This is a genomic window from Legionella bozemanae (genome assembly GCF_900450575.1).
GTDB lineage: Bacteria > Pseudomonadota > Gammaproteobacteria > Legionellales > Legionellaceae > Legionella > Legionella bozemanae.
On the sequence record NZ_UGGY01000001.1, the window covers coordinates 602,343 to 620,272 of the forward strand.

The following is a 17,930-nucleotide window of genomic DNA, read 5'->3' on the forward strand; positions in this document are numbered from 1 at the left end:
TTCTCATACTGAATTCCCTAAATCAATTCTGCTTATTTTATAAGGAAAAGTCCATTGAGTGATAAAAAAATACTCTGATTTTTTTCAACGAATGAATTTGTTGGGTCGAACGACCCAACTTGCTCTAAGTATAAAATAGAAAAGAGCAATTAAAATTCAAAGCCAGGAGTTTGATTTTGTTGTTCAGCAAACATATTGGTGTATGCTGCATAAAATGCAGTCATGGCAGCCACTCCAAAAGCCACAGTAACTGCAGCCTTTATTGCTTTTCTTTTAAAAAATGCATATTGCTCCATTTTATTCTCCAAAAAATCGATGATAGTATAAATGATTGAGCTTTTAGTCAAATATTCGACCTATTTTTGCAGTAAAGAGCAAGTAGGAGGTAATCTTGACCAACAACCAATCTATCGAAAACTCCTATAATATTGAGTCGAACGATCCAATCTATCTTGCAGAAGTTCTTCCGTAGAACTCTTTTTTAATATCTTGGAGCGATCGCGAGCAGTACAAGGACTCAAACATAAAGAAATTCAACTATCGTAAAAATAATCACAAAAGCCTTAAATTTTTATATTATGAGTAAACTCCGGATGCTCCTGTTTAAATTCGTCAATAGCACTAGCAAGAGTTCTATTAGGGATAATTACATCCTCAGGTCGCTGATTAGGTTTCAATTCTTTGCGATTCATTGGTGCATTTCTTTCTTTCTGTAACCATTTTAAAACCGCAGATTTTTCATAAGTTTGTTCATCCAGCAATAAGATTACAGGTTCATTCATCAATTCCCCAGTGATTGGGCATTCAAAACTTCTAGGGATACTTACTTCTTTAGTTTGAGGTAAAGAATTTCCAAATATCCCTATTTTTGCTGGTAATGAACTATTATTTATACCCTCACTCTTTTCTAATTGCGACAATTTTTCTTTTGTTGATTTTATCTTTTTAAATTTTTCGATGGCTCCATCAACTTTACTACTAAATTCAGATGTTAAATTAATCATATCCAATATATTGCTAACAGTTGCAGCAGGATCCTGAGCTGCATCATCCAGTTCTTTTATTTTAAGTTGAGCATCGTTAGCCCACATCTTTAAGTTGGTATCATTTTGACGAGAACTGTCTGATTGGCATCGGTCGAGTTGTGAAGATATATTTCGTTTAAGTGATTCGATTATTTCTAGTTTGTGGCTTAAAATAGCCTTTTTTAGCGCATCATTTATTAAGTCCTCATTGCCCAAAATAGAAGCTTTATTCAGATAAACAATGTCATTACGCATAGCGAATGTCATAAATTCCTCACACCAATATATATAGGGCTTTAATGCACTATTTATCGCTTTATTTAAACAGGGTGGAAAAAATAACTCAAAGTAAGGTTCATCATCTTTAGGTAAGAGGCTTTTCACACCTAAGGAAAAATTTCCCTTACCATTTAAGTCTTTTAACAAGACATCATATGCTACCGTCCTATTTTCTTGATTTTTAAATAAGATGGAACGAACATCTACTAAAATCTCTTTAAATCTATTGCTTTGTTTTTCATCAAGATTTTTGTTAGTTAAAATACTCTCGATGCTTAATACCAAATTGTTCAACGAGGATGGATTTTGTTTTTCTAATTCATTTTTTCTGGCAATGCTAGTTAATTTCCAAAGCTCTGCGCGGAACCTCATTCTATCTTCGGAAGAAGTTAATGTTTCATACTGATTATCTATCAATCGCATAATGGACTCTATTATTTATATATTTATAATTTGTAAGAATTCGATTTTCATCCTAAAAAAATCCAATTAATTATTTTGTAAAGACTTATTTTAAGAAGTTTTATAAAAAAAAACACTGTCATTCCTAACAGTGAAAAAAAGCTGCTTGATTCCCCACAGCCAAAAACAATGGGACTAAGGCTTCCATCGCAAGAAAGGGCATAAGCTAGTAGGTTAAAAGTAATTGCAAGGACAATCCAAAAGCTCAACGAACACAGCCAAGTTATGAATGTGCAATGTGCCACTGACCATTAAGGAAAAAGGGTTGCGTCCACTGTATTTGTAACTGTTCGTTTTTATCCTTAAGTGATTTCGTTAATTGATTTGCCCGCACGGTAACTGAATGATTCGAATTATCAATCTTTTTAATGGAAATTAAATTGCTTTGTTGATAGTTAATAAATTGCGGCAATAAGATGTCAACGTTTGCGTCTTTTGCATCAACATCGATAACACAATCATCAAGATTAGCGACATACTGGCTGTTTTCACTACTGTGAATCGTCCTGTGCTTGCAATGATTTGCTGATGATACCAGCAGCTCATTTGCATTATATTTTTTAGCTTGGGCGAGGCGATTCAAAAACTCCGCAAGATCGCCACTATAGCCACATAAGTTAATGCGAATGAAGGCATCTGTAGCACCCATCGCGTTACCATTATCCACTGCAACATTAAGATCTTTCAGCAGAACCTCCTCGCCAGTCATTTTTGCAATGTCTGGGCTATTGAGCTTTGCAAAAAAAGTAGGACTGCCTGGAATGCTTATGACTTCTGTTCCAGGATAACGCTTAAGTATCTCTGTTTTGACCATGTTATGCCGCTTTACAATAGTATGAAAGGCATCGGTGCGAAGGGCTTGTCCTGCATCAGGAAGTGCGACCAGAGCAGACATAAGATTCAACGCGTCAGCAACACCGGGTGTGCTTTCTCCTGTTGTTAACTTCCAGGTATAGGAAAAGAAATTATGAAAAATACTGGCAGCATATGAATCACTCATAGGAAACCACATATAACCAAGGCGATATCCCGGTTTTCCAAGTGCTTTGGAAACAGAATTAAACGCCAGAACATGTTTGCCCTCATTCCTTGCTTTAGTAAGCCAAGCAATATTGTCTTTAATATATCCCGTACCATCACTACCATAGGATGGTGAAGAAAAGACTAAATCAGCAATGATGATGTCTGCTTGCGTATAGGGCTTGCGAAATGTGCCGTCAGGATTATTGGGTGAGGTTACAAATTCAACCACGGTTTCATCAGGTTTTGGCTTCACTTCACTCGGATCGTTAAAGCCTTGAAATCGTGCATTTGGATAGGGTCGAAAAGTCACTGCGTGCTCATGGAATGAATAAAAAGGGATCTTTTCAACAAAAAGGAAGCGTTTTTGTGGTTCTGTTGCAGCGATAGCATAAACTAGGGCAAAAATAATTTGCAGTGATCCATTCGATGGACAAAAGGCATAGTTTGTTTCACGCGGATCAAAAAACAATTCCTTATTACCAATGCGTGCATGATAAGCGCGAAGCGTTTGATCTATTTCATTAAAAAAAGCTACGCTTGAAGGGATGAGTAGGCTTTTTTCACCAGGTTGCCCCAGATAAACAGCACTGTCAAAAACATGTACCGCTGGAGGGTTGAGTAGGCCATAACGTTGGTACAATTCAGTGAACATCGGCGTTTCGTTTGGTCGCATGTAAATTAGAGGCTCAGAGGCATTGGCAGAGGCAGTAACAAATACAAACAGTAAAAAAATCCTAGACTGAAATACTGCCTTCAAAGAATTCATTCTAAGCATCAACCAATCTCCTATAAATCAGCTCCTTTTTACACATAGTTACAATAAGATTACAAAGGGTCAAGCTTTTTATTTATTAGCTCCAATGAAGCAACACGCTATTTTGGGATATTGAGTTTAATAAGCTTATCAGCTTAAGATAACTATTTAGTAGTTGATCAACATCTGGATTTACAATGCAATCAGAAGAAATATCAAATGAAGAGAAGCCAGTCCTTTCTGATGAAGAACTACATGTTCAAGCGAATCAGTATATAAGTGAATTTAATCAACTGATTTTTCAGAATCTTCCCTCTGTAATATCACAGATCATTGAGCGGGAAGTTTGGAAAAAAAGAAATAACCCCTATAAAAATTTTGGGGAATATGCCCTTGATAAATCATCAGACGGCTTGGGTATTACTAACAATGAAATGCTGTGGTTATTGCGGTCTGCTATGGATATAAATACGCAGCATGTAGCTCATTGGGGTGATGTGCTTAGTATGGTGGATAACTGTGTCAGAGTGTATGCAAAGGAAAATAAAATTTCTATTAAAAATTTGAATAATGATCTTAGGGAGCAAGATAATACGAATCCTAATTTGTATCAGGAAAACACTATTACATATTTACCCTCTCGTTCGAGATCTGTTGATGGCCAACTTTTGAAGCTAAAAAAGAAAGATCCCCTCGCCTATGAAAACGTGATACAAGGAAAAATAAATATAAACGACGCTTGGGTCAAAGTTCCTAGAAAACAACAACAGCCTATTGAAACAATTAAAAATAAATTTTTTAACTTGTCTAAATCAGATCGTGAAGCTTTTTTGGAGTGGCTTGAACAAGAAAAAGATAAGCTTCAAAATTAAAATTCGCACAAGGCTAGTACTGCAATTTTGGGAATGATGCATTTACGAATATACCTATGATGTATTTGTACTATGATTCTCATGTTAATGATCTTTATACAGCACTGTTGGCATTGCATCTGCTGATATTTCGAAACCAATAGCGAATATCAGCGTAATTTTATCAAAGACTTTTCTGTGGTACTATTTTTCTTACATAAGGAGAGCTCATAAAAAGGAGAGGGCATGCCAAAAACACTTATTAAAGTAGATCTCAATAAAAAACCTCATGAGCAACCATATCCACTTCATAATCGATGGCATCCTGATATTCCTGCCGTAGCAACTGTAAAACCTGGAGATGTTTTTCGTGTAGAATGTCTTGATTGGACAGGAGGACAAATAAAAAATAATGATGATGCAGATGATATTAAATATGTTGATTTAGCCCAAGTGCATTATTTAAGTGGTCCTATAGCAGTTCAAGGAGCACAACCTGGTGATATTTTAGTAGTGGAAATTCTCGACATAGGTGCACTTGAAGGAGCGGAATGGGGGTTTACTGGAATTTTTGCTCATGAAAATGGAGGGGGTTTTTTAACTGACCACTTTCCTCATGCCGCAAAAGCTATTTGGGATTTTGAAGGTGCATTTACCTCCTCTCGGCACATTCCAGGTGTTCGCTTCCCAGGGATACTTCACCCCGGCCTAATTGGCTGTGCTCCTTCTCATGAACTTTTAGCTCAATGGAACCAACGCGAAGAGGAGCTTAACGCGAAAGATCCTAAACGGATTCCTCCTTATGCTGAATTACCGCAGAAAAAAGGAGCATTATTAGGAAGATGTTCACATAATGATTATGAAAAAATTGCTCATCAAGCGGCTCGTACTATTCCTCCGCGAGAAAATGGTGGAAATTGTGATATTAAAAATCTAACAAAAGGGTCGCGTATTTTCTTTCCTGTATTTATAGAAGGCGCTCATCTTTCAGTAGGCGATATTCATTTTTCTCAAGGAGATGGTGAAATTAGTTTTTGCGGTGGAATTGAAATGGCAGGATGGATCATCTTAAAAGTAGATCTTATCCCTCAAGGATGCAAAAAATATTCACTTAAAAATCCACTTTTTTATACCCCTGCTTTAGAACCACATTATTCTCGCTATTTTATATTTGAGGGAATATCGGTTGATGAAAAAGGAAAACAACATTATTTAGATGCTACTATTGCGTATAAACAAGCGTGCTTGAATGCAATTGAATATTTAAAAACCAAAATGGGCTTCAGTGGAGAACAAGCATATCTTTTATTAAGTGCAGCTCCTATCGAAGGACGCATCAGTGGAATTGTAGACATACCCAATGCGTGTTGTACTCTTGCTTTACCGCTTGATATTTTTACGAGCGATATTATGCTTCGTTAATTTAAATAAATTGAGCGCTTTACTGCACGCGGTAATTCAGGTGTACGTTGAATTTCGTCTATGATTGCTTTATTGATTCGATTAACAAAACCAACAGGATCTTGTTTTGCAACGTTGGATTTTCTATTTTCGAAATAACCTTAAGCAAAGCCCCGCCAATGTTCTATAATTTAACATATCATGATTTAACCTTATACTATGACTACTCAAGAAAGCATTGTTCCAAGAATTAATGAATATCTGAAAGCACAAAATATTCCGTTGAAATTTGATGAACAGGGAGTATGTAATGGCTTGGCCTCGTTATATGCAAAATATGTACTTGAAGGACGTGCTGATGAATTCCAAGACTTATTGAAACGAGCGTCAAATGTAACCGCATATGATGAGGAAGTAAATACCTTTATAAACCAAGTGTTACTTACCATGGAACCAGAGTTGTTCAACAAAAATTTAAACCAAAATAACAGTTATCAGGCATTAAGCGTCAATCAAAAAGAAGGTGATAAGGTTACCTCAAAGAGTATGAAAGCATGTTTTGATATATCCTTGGTAGGTAGAAAAAAAACTATGGCTAATCTTATCAAAAATATAAAGCTTCAGGAAAATGAAGTAATGCTTATTTCCACACCAGACCATGCTATGGGGATCAGAAAAAAAGGCGATAAATATTATTTGTATGATCCTAGCTCGATAAGAAAAGAAATTAAATGTGATGATGAAGCTGCTATAGTTAATTACTTGTCATTTTGGTACGGTAGTAGTGATGGACTCGCACTGAACATTCGGGTGATAAATAATCCTCATATCAGCCCAAGAAATGATTTTCCTTCTCTGGACATATTCGCTGAGGATCCTAAGTGTACTATTAAAGTAGCTGGGCAACATTATAATAATTTATCTTTTTTTGCAGAAAATAGTAATAGTGCAGAGGTGATGGGACAAATTATCGAAGTCGGGAATTGGTCCATTTCAGAATACTCCGATGCCGCGTCCAAGGCTGTTATAAATAATAATCATGAGTCGCTAAAGGCGCTTTTGCCTGCTTTAAATGAAAGTGATTTGCCAAACCTCATTTTTCAAGCATTAGTATATGGTAGACGCCAAAGTTATCAAACCTTACGTAACTGGCTGCCTTTTTCAGAGAAATTTAAGGATGTTTTTAAAGATGAAACCATGACTAATTCTTTACTGGCAGCTGCAGCTAATGGAGGAAACCCTGAACTGTTGAGTGATTTTTTCAATGAGTTAACCGAATTCGAACCTCAGAATATAATCACCAAGAAATTATATTTTGATGGCACGGAAGATATGATACAGCATGCTATTAAAAGTGATAATCCGGATTGTGTGCGAATAATGTTGAGCAAAATTTCATCCATTGAAGTTCCACTCGATACGAAATTGAGCTATTTAATCGATGCCATCAAGAGAAACAATCCATCCATAGCCAACGTATTAATTAAAGAGTTGAATATACCTAGAGAGTCTTTAAGTAGACTTAATATTCCCATGGCAAATTTTGAAAAAACAGATACCTACCTTTTGCAAATACTGAAAGATAATGGTATGCAATTTTCAGAATATCAAGAAAGAATATTTGAATATAAAACCCAGCATAAACCAATGGGAGTGACACTTGCTATTGGCATAGTGCTGCAAAAATTTACCGATTATTTTCAAGGTAAAACACTGTCCGTTGAACAAGAGGAGATGCGAATTGATCTTTCCTCAGAAAATCGGACACTATCCTAAGCTTGTTTTGTGCGTGGTGATTTTTCAAAGCCGAAATGTTTATAAAAAGATTCTGCTATATCGTCAATGGGGTGAGTAATATAGCTCTTACACCGACCTCATTTGCGACCTATGTTCTTACCCTGATAATCTTTTCTAACTGCAATTCTTGCTCATCGTCAAAAACGACATAGGTCTTCGCTGAACCACTTTCATTAGCTTGCTTTATAAACCATGAATCTAAGTTTTGATTACAACTATCAAAATCACTAAGATCAAATATTATTATTAATAGGGACTGGCTTTTTTAGCATTATTCATCCCATGGTGGAGATTTGGAAAATAATTTTTTTAATCTTTCATTATCCATGGGAGGTCTGTCCAGAAGCTTTGAAAACTTTTCAAAATAAATTTTCTCTTAGAAATCCACTACAAATGCTTGACGATGTATAACTGTGTCGTACTCAAATACACAAATTCTCCCCAAATCTTCGCTATATACTCTCACAGCAAATGGCTAGCATTTAATGCACTCATTTGAATTGAGTATTCGAAGTATGTTAAATCACTCATACTTTAATGACCATGTACTCCAATGCCAGAGTATTGCCTTGGCCGCCTTCAATACAACATTTATAGCATGGAGGATGTCAAAACTGTTTTTCTCTCTAAAGTAGGGCTACCACTGGACTCTTCATTCAAGCATGCATCAAAAAATCTTAGCCCAGCTCGGCTACTTTTAGGATTATTAGGTTTGATAGATTTTTCTGCTGTTGGTAATGGCGTATTATTTTGCAGTGCATCTGGAGTATGACTTTGACTTATTTTTTCTCTCAATGGCTTCTCCATCTGTGAAGGATCTTGAGTCGATTTTTTGTTATGAAAAACGGTAGGCCAAGTAAAAGCTATCGATACGAATACCAAAATGACTGGAGACAGTATTGCCATGGTAACGGTTAATGCAAGTTTTGCTCCTATTGCTTCTCCCAATGTTTCACCAACATGAATTCCACTGCGGATTCCACCGGCAACAGAATAAGCAAGAGAATCACCTATCAAAGCAAATAATTTGAGCATATTGATGGCTCCATGCTTTATCTTTTGTACTTTTGTCTGGTTTTCTTCTGGTGGTTGATATATTGATTCAAATTTTTCTTTTAGATCGACATAGGTTTTCGGGTTAAAGACTTTATATACTTGTGAAAAAGTGTTAACCACCATGGTTGTTGAAGTACATATCATAGCAATAACATGTGCTAAAAGGGTATCGGGAGTCGCACCTAAGGAATTGAAAAGCTTATTAACCCCTGAGACAGTAGTAAACCAAGTTAGCGTCGCATAAACAGCTAAAAAGACCGTACTTACGGCTCCTAATAAGACACATCGCAAAAGACCATAGGGTTTTTTATAATCTTCAATAAAAAGATTTTTAAATTTTGTATAATTTTCACGTATGCCTGCAGCTTGAAACGAATAAAAAGAGATAGCTGCAATCACAGATAACCCAATCGTAACTGCCAAAACTAGAGGGTTAGAGGCGAGCATACCCGCCCCCAAAAAAGTGAGAAGTCCTACGAGACCAGCATATCCAGAAATGCCCGCAGAAATACATGCCAACAATGTCACCACACCAAAAAATAATTTCTGACCTCTATCGAGTATCGTTTTTTCTTTTATATTTTCTTCAAAGGTCTTAAACGTTTTTTGTTTTTGAGGCTGAAAGCCAGCACTATCAAGCATGGCTTGTCCACGACTTAATAAACACACTATTCCATTACAACAGGAAAGTACTATTGCTAAGCCGAGGCTAACGCCAAAGGGTGCCCCTAAAGTACTTAATAATCCCAGGCAAAATACCATACAAAGCGCCATGGAGGTAACGACTTTGCCAATGACTAATGGCACTCCTTTTAGCAGCCTATTTCTATTTTGAATGGGGGTTCTTGCAAATTCTTGGCTATTGCTAGAGTAGGTAGCAATTTGTAAGACCTCTTGTTTGGATAATTTTTTTCCACCCGAAAGTATCTCTCCCCACTTAAAGGTAAGGAAACTCCAAAAATAGTGGGTAAACGGACGTTTTAGAAGATCTGTTATTCGAAGATCCCCATTTAGGATCGCCTGTTGGACTTTTTGTGATTCTTTTTCAGTAAATTGATATTGGTTGAAAGAAGCTATAATCCAATCTTTTTGAGTACGAAATTTTCTTCTTAAAACCATTATGACTTCAGGACGTTTATAATTAGCAAAATCGATTTGCTCTTGTTCTAATAAACTAACTATTTCTTTCATTACGACAAATCCCTTTTAATGCAAATCATGTAGCTTATTTATAATTTCACAAGAATTCCATTTAAATTTTTAATTAATTATTAAGAGGTATGATCCGGCTATTATTTTTATTAGAAAGAATTGACATACTTTACGAGTTACATTCTAATCTTATTTTTTTCATGATGATGGACAATCGTGGCATTTTTGACTTTTCTAAAACCTGCTCCTTATCTTAATGAAATTCAGGATAAAACTGTTGTTAAACAGCAATATCGTTATTGGCGTATTCGCACTTTTTATGCAATGTATATAGGCTATGCTTTATTTTATTTCACGCGAAAAAGTTTTACCTTCGCGATGCCTGCATTACAAAGCGCCTTAGGGATGAGCAAAACCGAACTGGGAATGATTGCGAGCATTTTGAGCTTAAGTTATGGCATCAGCAAATTTTTGAGTGGAATTCTTGGCGATAAGTCAAATCCTCGTTATTTAATGGCGATTGGGCTAATTTTGACAGGTATTGCTAATATTTTGTTTGGATTGTCTTCCACCTGGTGGTTGTTTGCTATTTTTTGGGGATTGAATGGTTGGTTTCAAGGGTGGGGATGGCCAGGATGTACTAAATTATTAACACATTGGTATTCTCAATCCGAACGTGGTCGTTGGTGGAGTGTTTGGAATACATCACATAACGTTGGTGGTGCATTAATTCCATTGATTGTTGCTATGTGCGCGCAGTATTTCGGCTGGCGTTCAGCCATGTTTGTGCCGGGGGTTATCTGCATTTTAGGAGGTATTTTTTTAATCAATCGTTTAAGAGATACTCCGCAGTCGCTGGGTTTACCTGCGATAGAGCAATATCGAGGAGATTTTTCTGGTTTATCCAATCACCACCATGAAAAAACAGAACTCTCAATCAAAGAAATTCTTTGGAATTATGTGTTAAGCAACCCATATATTTGGATACTGTCCATTTCTTATTTGTTTATTTACATTGTCCGAACGGCCCTTAATGATTGGAGCATGCTGTACTTAACTGAGGTGAAGGATTATTCCTTAATCACAGCAGGTAGTTGTGTCATATGGTTTGAGGTGGGTGGTTTTTTTGGAAGTCTGGTTGCCGGATGGCTTTCTGATAAAATATTTCAAGGTAAACGCAACCCAATCAATGTTCTCTTTACTGGAGGTGTATTTGTCACTTTGTTGCTCTTTACGTTGACTAGGGGATATACACCATTCCTCGATTCATTGTTTCTTTTTTTCTTTGGTTTTTTTATCTTTGGGCCACAAATGATGATTGGTATGGCGTGTGCGGAGTTATCACATAAAAAAGCAGCGGCGACAGCAACTGGCTTTGCCGGATTTTTTGCTTATTGTTTAGGTGCTGTTCTGGCTGGTGCTCCTTTGGGTGCAATTATCAAAAATTACGGCTGGGATAATTTTTTCCTCACCTTGTTTATTTGCTGCCTGATTCCATTATTTATGATGCTGCCCCTCTGGCATGTGAAAGTCCATCCAGGGTATCGTAAAGCAGAATTTTCAGGCAAATCTGAGTTTGCTTAGCTAGCGCAGTCCCGTATTAGCGAAAGCGTAATACGGGACTTTCTCCATATCCTCATCTCTTATCAATTATTCCCTGCAAATCATTTTCATCTCTAATTCGATACCCTCAAAATCGATTTTGCCAAAGAGTACAATATTCTCGTGAGCAAGTGTAGCCCGTAAGAAGCGAAGCGGATTATGGGATTATTCCCCAAAGTCCAATGAATGAAAATGCATCTGCGCATTTCCCCAATGGGGATGAACCGGATAAGCCAAATGTTTGGGATTTAAGATGCCTAAGGAAGTGTTTATACAGCAGTATAAAGGTAGTTTCAGTCTCTAAGTGCGAATTTCTGTTTTAGAAACAGTTATAAATAACGTTATGCTTAACAGTTATTTTGACACTACAAACAGGAATGTGTATGGGAAAACATTATCGTCATTTAACAGCTCAAGACCGTATTCAGCTGTATGAAGGTTTATTTTCAGGTCAGTCGATAGCGGCAATAGCTAGTCATTTAGGATTTCATAAATCTACTATTTATCGAGAACTAGAGCGTAATAGTAGTCGGCCTGGTTATCGAGCAGATTGGGCTTCTCAACAGTATTTATCAAGAAAATTTCATCATGGATTTAAGCGAAACAAATTTCCTGAGCTTAAGAAAGTTATTATTGCTCGCTTGAAAGAAGGCTGGTCTCCTCAACAAATTTCAGGTCGGCTTAAAAGGTCAGCAGGACAATGTATTATCTCTCATGAAACATTTATGCTTATATCTATAGTCCAGCAGGTAAAGCAGAGAAGCTTTACCAATTATTGCATAAAAAGAGACGTTTTCGTTATCCGTGCGTTCAACGCAAACGACAAAAATCGACATCGGAAACCGAAAAAATAGGTATCGCACAACGTAGTAAGGAAATAAATCAGCGCCAACTATTTGGTCATTGGGAAGGTGATTTACTAATGTTCACAAAACATAATCCGCATTTAATTACCTTGCGTGAACGGAAAAGCCGTTATTTAGTAGCAATTAAAAGTAACAGCCGAACACCTCAGAAAACAGCTTATACATTAGTTAAATATATGAAGAAAAACTGGAGTAATATCGTACACTCTTTAACATTAGACAATGATATTGCATTTGCTCATCATGTAACAATAGCCGATGCTTTTGCCGCTCCTGTTTACTTTTGTGAACCATACAAATCCTATCAAAAAGGAGCTATTGAAAATGGAAATCGTTTATTGCGAAGGTATCTACCTAAAAAATCTAGTATTGAAAAACATACTCAAAAAGACATTGAAATGATTGTCAGTAAATTGAATAATCAACCTATGCGATGTTTAGAATATCGTACGCCAAAAGAGGTTTTTTATGAGTACAAAGAGCGCTTAAATCCGCAAGGGGAAATTCGCACTTGAAAACTGAACGTGCCAAAAATAATTGTCGCACTTGGAGCTAGAATGCGCCTTCTACAACTACACGTAACTACTTGATTTTATTGGTGGGCCCACTAGGACTTGAACCTAGGACCAACGGATTATGAGCCCCCAGCTTCATTTTTAAGCACTTGATTTTATTATAAATTTTGCCGCGGGTTTTTACTACAAATGGCGTACTGTGTCGTACGGTGTCGTACCCAAATACGACGATCTCCCGAAGGGGGTTTTTTGCATTATATTGTGTTATTTTTAATGTGTTGTATTTTTTATGTTCTATTTCGAATAGTTTATTTTGCAAAAGTCTCAGGTGCTGTATTAGAAAATGCCTCAATTTCGAGTATATTTCCAGTTGATCACACAACAATGTTGATTTTGTAAATATATTAACTCCGATCCCAAATTAGGTTTAAGTCAAGATCTACACTATTACTCAGTGAATTGAGGTGTTCTGGCATGCAGATATCCCAAATAATATGCGTGCAAATCAGAAGAATAGTATGTGTTAGCGTTTTGTTGTTTAGCATAATTCTCGCTGGTTACATAAATGTTCATTCCCGTTCCATTGGTATCTATAATTATGTCGCCTCCCTGATTATTAGTGATCAGCTTTAAACCTCTCCTGCTCCAAGCTCCGTAACCTAGATGTTCAGAAGGTGCATTACCGAATAGAGTAAGTTTTGGTCTGACAACATCTAAGAAATCATAGGAACGGTCTGAATCACGACCATGATGAGGTGCAATTAGAACATCTATATCTGCAATATCATTGTGATGATTGGCTAAGAGATGCGCCCATGTTTTATCATGAGAATCCCCCGTGAATAATATCCGTCCGGCATTTGAACGGTATAGAATGACGTAGGAAGCATCATTGTAATCGTCGCTTACATTTGCATGATTAACTAGTTCTTGCGTAGGAGCTAAAACGTATAATCCATCGGCTCCGTTCTTTCCATTTTGATCTTGGTTAAAAAACTGGCCTTGAGCACCGGCATATAGATTCAATCGTTTGATTGAGGAGTTAGTATTTCCATCACGGAGTGAACAATAAAATTGCCAATCTTCCTCCCTGTATGGACCATTGCTCCAATTAGATTTTACGCTCTTGTTTTTGATATCCCAGAAATTAGTTGGGTGAAATTCATCAAAAAAATCTTTGATGCCATCCATGTGATCCATATCAGGATGCGTCAAAATGAAACGAAAAATTTCTTTGATACCATGCTGTTTAATATAAGTGATAGGGTTGGTTGGGTTGGATTTCTGATGACTTGTAGCATTTTTATTTAAGTTTGTAATTAACTCTGAGATATTTATGTGCTTGTCTTTATGTTTACGAGCATTGCAAACATCAATTACTGTGACATGTCCTGACGGATGCTGAATAATTGAGCAATCCCCATTTTTAACATTTAGAAAATGTACAATACCCATAGAAATCCACTTATTTTTCGGCCGATTTAATGGCCATAACTGTTGTTACAAAACGCTGTCCATGGTTACGAGCTGCATTATTAGTGAGGCAGACCTGTATTATTAGAAAAGCGATGTAAATCCACTTGGTTTTGATCGGCACAATCAAGAACCATCCTACAATCCCAAAAAAGAAGAGGAATACCAATGAGAGAAAAGCATAATCACGATTAAATAGAAACTCACCATGTGCATAAATTACAGACACATCACCACTCACAGATTTATATAAGCGATACCATAAAGCATTTTGTTCCTTAGGGTCTGTAGGCAATGGCCCATAGTTTTGTTGTAGTAATTGAAGACTGATTCGTTGATCGTTCATTGCATATCGAGAAAATGCTTGAGAGCCTGGCAATGGGTTTTTCCAGCGCCAGAACACCAATCTAGCTTTCATTTCTGATTTAATTTGAGCATTAATTATTCCTGAAAAAATGATGGCAATAGATCCGGGCAACACCCATAACCCAATTTTTATGGCACTCCAGTCACCTTTTAAAATATTATCTACTTGGAGAATAGTAAGGAATATTGCAATATTTCCAATTATCACAGTACGTAAATGTTTTTTGTTTTTGTCTTGTAGTGAGGCCAAGAGTTTATTTTCCGAGCAAATAAATGAATGACAGGAATATGGGGGAAGATTTAAGAATTTCAATATATTAAGTTATAAAAAACTATGAAAAATAAACATTTACTCAATGAATAGCTTATGAATTACAGGTTGAGTGTTAAAGTTGAGCATTGCGTTCTATTTAATTTTTCTATGCAAATAAATAACACTTGCAATAATTTTACAGACTATCTGATTGTCGACATGAAGATTTGCCCAATCTTCGTTTATTGCAATTAACTCGTAGACTTGTTCTGTTGTAGAAATAGACAATTGCTTATATTTTCGAATAACAACTCCTTCCTCACTTCCAATTTGAGCAGCGACATAATCTCCTGGATTCAATTTAGCATTGGGATTTAATATTACAATATCATTCACTCTAAATTCAGGTTCCATGCTGTTGTCATTAATTTGTAATGCAAAAGCATTTTCATCTATCTGATTTGCTATGTCAGGGCCGACAGGTACAAAATTTATTTTTTCGGGGTGAAGTTCTTCTTTAATTCTTTGGATATAAAAGTCCGGATCACAAGCTTGTTTGTAATCTAATAATGGTATTAATGTTCCAATTCCAGAGTTTCTGCTAAATTCACTGTCTCGTTCATCGGATAGCCCCATCAGAAAAGCTGGGGATACTTCCAAAGCTTTTGCTAACTGAGTAATTTCTTCTGGGCCAGGAGTTCTTTCTCCACGTTCATAATTGTTGATTCGGGAAACATTTAAATTTTCAGTCAACTCAGCCAATGCTTTCCTTGTCAGCCCTTTGGTAGTGCGTTCGTGTTTTATCCGTTGTCCAATTTTTTCTTTGACATTCATATTTTGCCGAGCCTTCCAGTTACTAAGAAATAAACGATTAGCAAGTATTGACATTGTCTCAAAACGTGCTAATTTATACTCTTTATGAGTTAAATTGCTCGAAAAGAGTATTTAAATGTAATCCATCGTTTAAAAGATAACACAATAAGAACTTTATGACGATAGGAGGAAGGAGCAAAGTGAGTAAATGGATTTCAAAATTAATCATCAGGAGTTAGATGCGTTAAGTGGCTTGCCACATATCCAGCGCCTGGCTTATCTAATGGGAATTAGGCCTTATATGGATGGTAAAACTGGATTAGTCGGGATTAAACGACGGATTAGTCACCAATCAATATCAGAACAATTATATGTTGAGCCTCATCAAGGGATCAAAAGTCAGAATTTTTCAAGAGATCAGGTTCGACGAGCGCTATATGGTTTAGTCCGTGCGGGTATTATTACTATTCAGTCAGAAGGAATGCAGTTAATTTTAAAATGTGAATTAGCAACAATGCATTATTCTGTCCAAAATAAAGCCGCCATAAACCCGCCACAGAAAGCCACCATAAACCCGCACAATGAAAGTCTTGTAGAGACTGGGCTATCTCACGTTGAGCCACAAATAGCCGACATAGCCGAATCATCAAAAGCCGCCATACCTCTAAAAGAAGATTATTATATTTATTTATTATCGCGATTCGAACAATTTTGGTCGCTTTACCCAGAGAAAAAATCTAAACCCAAAGCACAAGCAGCATTTTTAAAACTTAATCCAAGTGCTTTGTTATTTAAGCAAATCATGAGCGCATTACAAGCCCAAATCCATCATGTTGAAACCATGAAAGTCAATGGTGGATGGGTCGCGGAATGGAAATATCCTGCCAATTGGTTGGCACATCGCTGTTGGGAAGACGAAATCACTGAAATGAAGCAGGAGAGTCATCATGAAACACATTGGAAGCCTCATCAACATGAATCCACAAGAGACCCATTTTGGAACCCCAGTGAAGAAGACCATGAACCCGAAAGAACCAACATCGTCCATTTCCCGAGAGGTTAATCCCAAAAGCAAAATGATTGAAACCTTGTTTTCAAAGTTTGCAGCTTTTTATGGCCACATTTGGCGAAGCCAGTTTAAGAGTGAAGGATTTTTGGAGTATGCCAAAAAAGAATGGCAGGATGGTTTGAATGGGTTTAGCGAAAACACGATTAATAAAGCCATCATCCAATGTCGGGATTTTTATGAGTTGCCGCCTTCTTTACCACAAATGATTGCGTGCTGTCGTGAGATTAAAAAGCGTACTCAGTTTTATGTGGTTAAGAAGAGTCATGTGCCTGCAAAACAAGAGGTTGTTGTCACTCATTTAAACAAGTGTAAAGAAATTTTAACCAAAAAATAAAGGAAGAACATCATGGTGGTATTAAGCAGAAAAATTGGAGAAAAAGTGTTGGTTGATGATGGGGAAATCGAGGTTAAGGTTTTGTGCTCTAAAGGAAATAAGATCTTATTGGGATTCAAGGTACCAGCGAATATGGGGGTTGAACGAGAGGAAGACTATCTAAGAAAAATATTACAAGTTCCGGAGTTTCTAAAAGTTAATCAAGCTTAATCAATGAGCCATAAGGAGAGTGAAATGCACAAACAAAATACCTTCATGAAGACCATTAAAGGAGGAATCAGTTCTATATGTGTTTTTCTTTTTTCATCAAGTCTATGGGCTAACGATCTGTTATCCAAAGCATTGGAGGGTGATGTTAAAGATTCATTAGGAAGCGGTTCAATGTTTTGGAAAGTGTTTATTTTGGTGGACATTATTTTAGCTACTGCGATGGCTGTTAAAAGTAAGAATCCAATGGTTTTTGTTGGTGTTACTGCAGTGGCTTTTATACCAGCATTTTTATTGAAAACATTCGTGTTTTAAGGAGAAAGCAAACGATGAGTAACATGAATTATCAATTTTTAAGCCACATTGAGGCACCCAAGAGAATACTGACGTTAACTTTGGATGAGCTTGTGGTCGCAGGATTAGGTTTTATGTTGCTCATCATTAGTAATCAAAAGATTTTGGTCTCACTGTTTGGGCTGGGGTTATTAAGTGGTTTGCGTTATTTGAAAAAAGGGGAGGGTCCCAAAGCGCTTCTTGTGTTGGCTTATTGGCATCTCCCAAGCGGGCTGACTCAGTTCTTTTTACCCCAATTACCACTGTCACATCATCGTGTGTATGTGGCTTAAGGAGAT

At 36.7% G+C, this 17,930-nt stretch carries 18 protein-coding genes; 11 read left to right on the forward strand and 7 right to left on the reverse strand.

Translation table 11 applies throughout. From position 1 onward, the window contains the following. Positions 1–149: 149 nt before the first annotated feature. From DY223_RS19035 to DY223_RS02610, 3 genes are all read right to left on the reverse strand, one after another. Positions 150–296 (reverse strand): hypothetical protein, encoded by a 147-nt coding sequence (locus DY223_RS19035; protein ID WP_154669251.1) that lies wholly within the window; start codon positions 294–296, stop codon positions 150–152. Positions 297–563: 267 nt separating this feature from the next. Beyond that, entirely contained in the window at positions 564–1,727 is a 1,164-nt protein-coding gene (locus tag DY223_RS02605; protein WP_058457911.1) for a U-box domain-containing protein, read from the reverse strand. A 262-nt stretch (positions 1,728–1,989) separates the two neighbouring features. Further along, positions 1,990–3,441 carry an aminotransferase class I/II-fold pyridoxal phosphate-dependent enzyme gene (locus DY223_RS02610; RefSeq protein ID WP_160116268.1) on the reverse strand — a complete coding sequence of 484 codons (1,452 nt, stop codon included), beginning with the start codon at positions 3,439–3,441 and terminating at the stop codon, positions 1,990–1,992. A 299-nt stretch (positions 3,442–3,740) separates the two neighbouring features. Between DY223_RS02610 and DY223_RS02615 the strand changes: the two genes are divergently transcribed. The 3 genes from DY223_RS02615 (at position 3,741) to DY223_RS02625 (ending at position 7,571) form a co-directional block, all read left to right on the forward strand. Beyond that, on the forward strand, positions 3,741–4,415 hold the full coding sequence (locus tag DY223_RS02615) for a hypothetical protein (RefSeq protein ID WP_058457913.1): 675 nt from the start codon (positions 3,741–3,743) through the stop codon (positions 4,413–4,415). Between the two features lie 225 nt (positions 4,416–4,640). Continuing rightward, positions 4,641–5,816: a formamidase gene (gene fmdA, locus DY223_RS02620; protein WP_058457914.1), complete on the forward strand. Its 1,176-nt coding sequence runs from the start codon at positions 4,641–4,643 to the stop codon at positions 5,814–5,816. Positions 5,817–6,014: 198 nt separating this feature from the next. Further along, positions 6,015–7,571 carry a hypothetical protein gene (locus DY223_RS02625; protein ID WP_058457915.1) on the forward strand — a complete coding sequence of 519 codons (1,557 nt, stop codon included), beginning with the start codon at positions 6,015–6,017 and terminating at the stop codon, positions 7,569–7,571. A gap of 612 nt (positions 7,572–8,183) precedes the next feature. Here DY223_RS02625 and DY223_RS02630 read toward each other — a convergent pair. Next, positions 8,184–9,839, reverse strand: coding sequence for a hypothetical protein (locus DY223_RS02630; RefSeq protein WP_058457916.1), 1,656 nt, complete (start codon positions 9,837–9,839; stop codon positions 8,184–8,186). Positions 9,840–10,016: 177 nt separating this feature from the next. Between DY223_RS02630 and pgtP the strand changes: the two genes are divergently transcribed. From pgtP to DY223_RS02645, 3 genes are all read left to right on the forward strand, one after another. Then, positions 10,017–11,384, forward strand: coding sequence for an MFS transporter (gene pgtP / locus DY223_RS02635; protein WP_058457917.1), 1,368 nt, complete (start codon positions 10,017–10,019; stop codon positions 11,382–11,384). Positions 11,385–11,785: 401 nt separating this feature from the next. After that, positions 11,786–12,256: a helix-turn-helix domain-containing protein gene (locus DY223_RS02640; protein ID WP_058457918.1), complete on the forward strand. Its 471-nt coding sequence runs from the start codon at positions 11,786–11,788 to the stop codon at positions 12,254–12,256. Further along, the gene (locus DY223_RS02645; protein WP_235810453.1) at positions 12,178–12,783 is read left to right on the forward strand and encodes an IS30 family transposase; all 606 of its coding nucleotides are present in this window, start codon (positions 12,178–12,180) and stop codon (positions 12,781–12,783) included. The genes DY223_RS02640 and DY223_RS02645 overlap by 79 nt, the downstream gene beginning before the upstream one ends. A gap of 447 nt (positions 12,784–13,230) precedes the next feature. Here DY223_RS02645 and DY223_RS02650 read toward each other — a convergent pair whose 3' ends face one another. The 3 genes from DY223_RS02650 to DY223_RS02660 all read right to left on the reverse strand — a co-directional run bounded on the left by DY223_RS02650 (position 13,231) and on the right by DY223_RS02660 (position 15,709). After that, positions 13,231–14,238: a ComEC/Rec2 family competence protein gene (locus DY223_RS02650; RefSeq protein WP_058461011.1), complete on the reverse strand. Its 1,008-nt coding sequence runs from the start codon at positions 14,236–14,238 to the stop codon at positions 13,231–13,233. A gap of 10 nt (positions 14,239–14,248) precedes the next feature. After that, entirely contained in the window at positions 14,249–14,872 is a 624-nt protein-coding gene (locus DY223_RS02655) for a hypothetical protein (RefSeq protein WP_058461012.1), read from the reverse strand. 156 nt (positions 14,873–15,028) lie between these two features. Then, positions 15,029–15,709 carry a helix-turn-helix domain-containing protein gene (locus DY223_RS02660; protein ID WP_058461045.1) on the reverse strand — a complete coding sequence of 227 codons (681 nt, stop codon included), beginning with the start codon at positions 15,707–15,709 and terminating at the stop codon, positions 15,029–15,031. A 187-nt stretch (positions 15,710–15,896) separates the two neighbouring features. On the opposite strand from DY223_RS02660, the gene DY223_RS02665 reads away from it, so the two are divergent. From DY223_RS02665 to traL, 5 genes are read left to right on the forward strand one after another with little or no spacing between them, the layout of a single operon-like run. After that, the gene (locus DY223_RS02665) at positions 15,897–16,751 is read left to right on the forward strand and encodes a hypothetical protein (RefSeq protein WP_058461013.1); all 855 of its coding nucleotides are present in this window, start codon (positions 15,897–15,899) and stop codon (positions 16,749–16,751) included. After that, complete coding sequence (locus DY223_RS02670; protein WP_058461014.1) at positions 16,708–17,091, forward strand: hypothetical protein; 384 nt, start codon at positions 16,708–16,710, stop codon at positions 17,089–17,091. Before DY223_RS02665 ends, DY223_RS02670 begins: the two co-directional genes overlap by 44 nt. Positions 17,092–17,103: 12 nt before the next feature. After that, positions 17,104–17,301 (forward strand): carbon storage regulator, encoded by a 198-nt coding sequence (locus DY223_RS02675; RefSeq protein ID WP_058461015.1) that lies wholly within the window; start codon positions 17,104–17,106, stop codon positions 17,299–17,301. A 24-nt stretch (positions 17,302–17,325) separates the two neighbouring features. Next, positions 17,326–17,613 (forward strand): hypothetical protein, encoded by a 288-nt coding sequence (locus DY223_RS02680; protein WP_058461016.1) that lies wholly within the window; start codon positions 17,326–17,328, stop codon positions 17,611–17,613. A 14-nt stretch (positions 17,614–17,627) separates the two neighbouring features. After that, the gene (gene traL, locus DY223_RS02685) at positions 17,628–17,924 is read left to right on the forward strand and encodes a type IV conjugative transfer system protein TraL (protein WP_058461017.1); all 297 of its coding nucleotides are present in this window, start codon (positions 17,628–17,630) and stop codon (positions 17,922–17,924) included. Positions 17,925–17,930 lie beyond the last annotated feature (6 nt).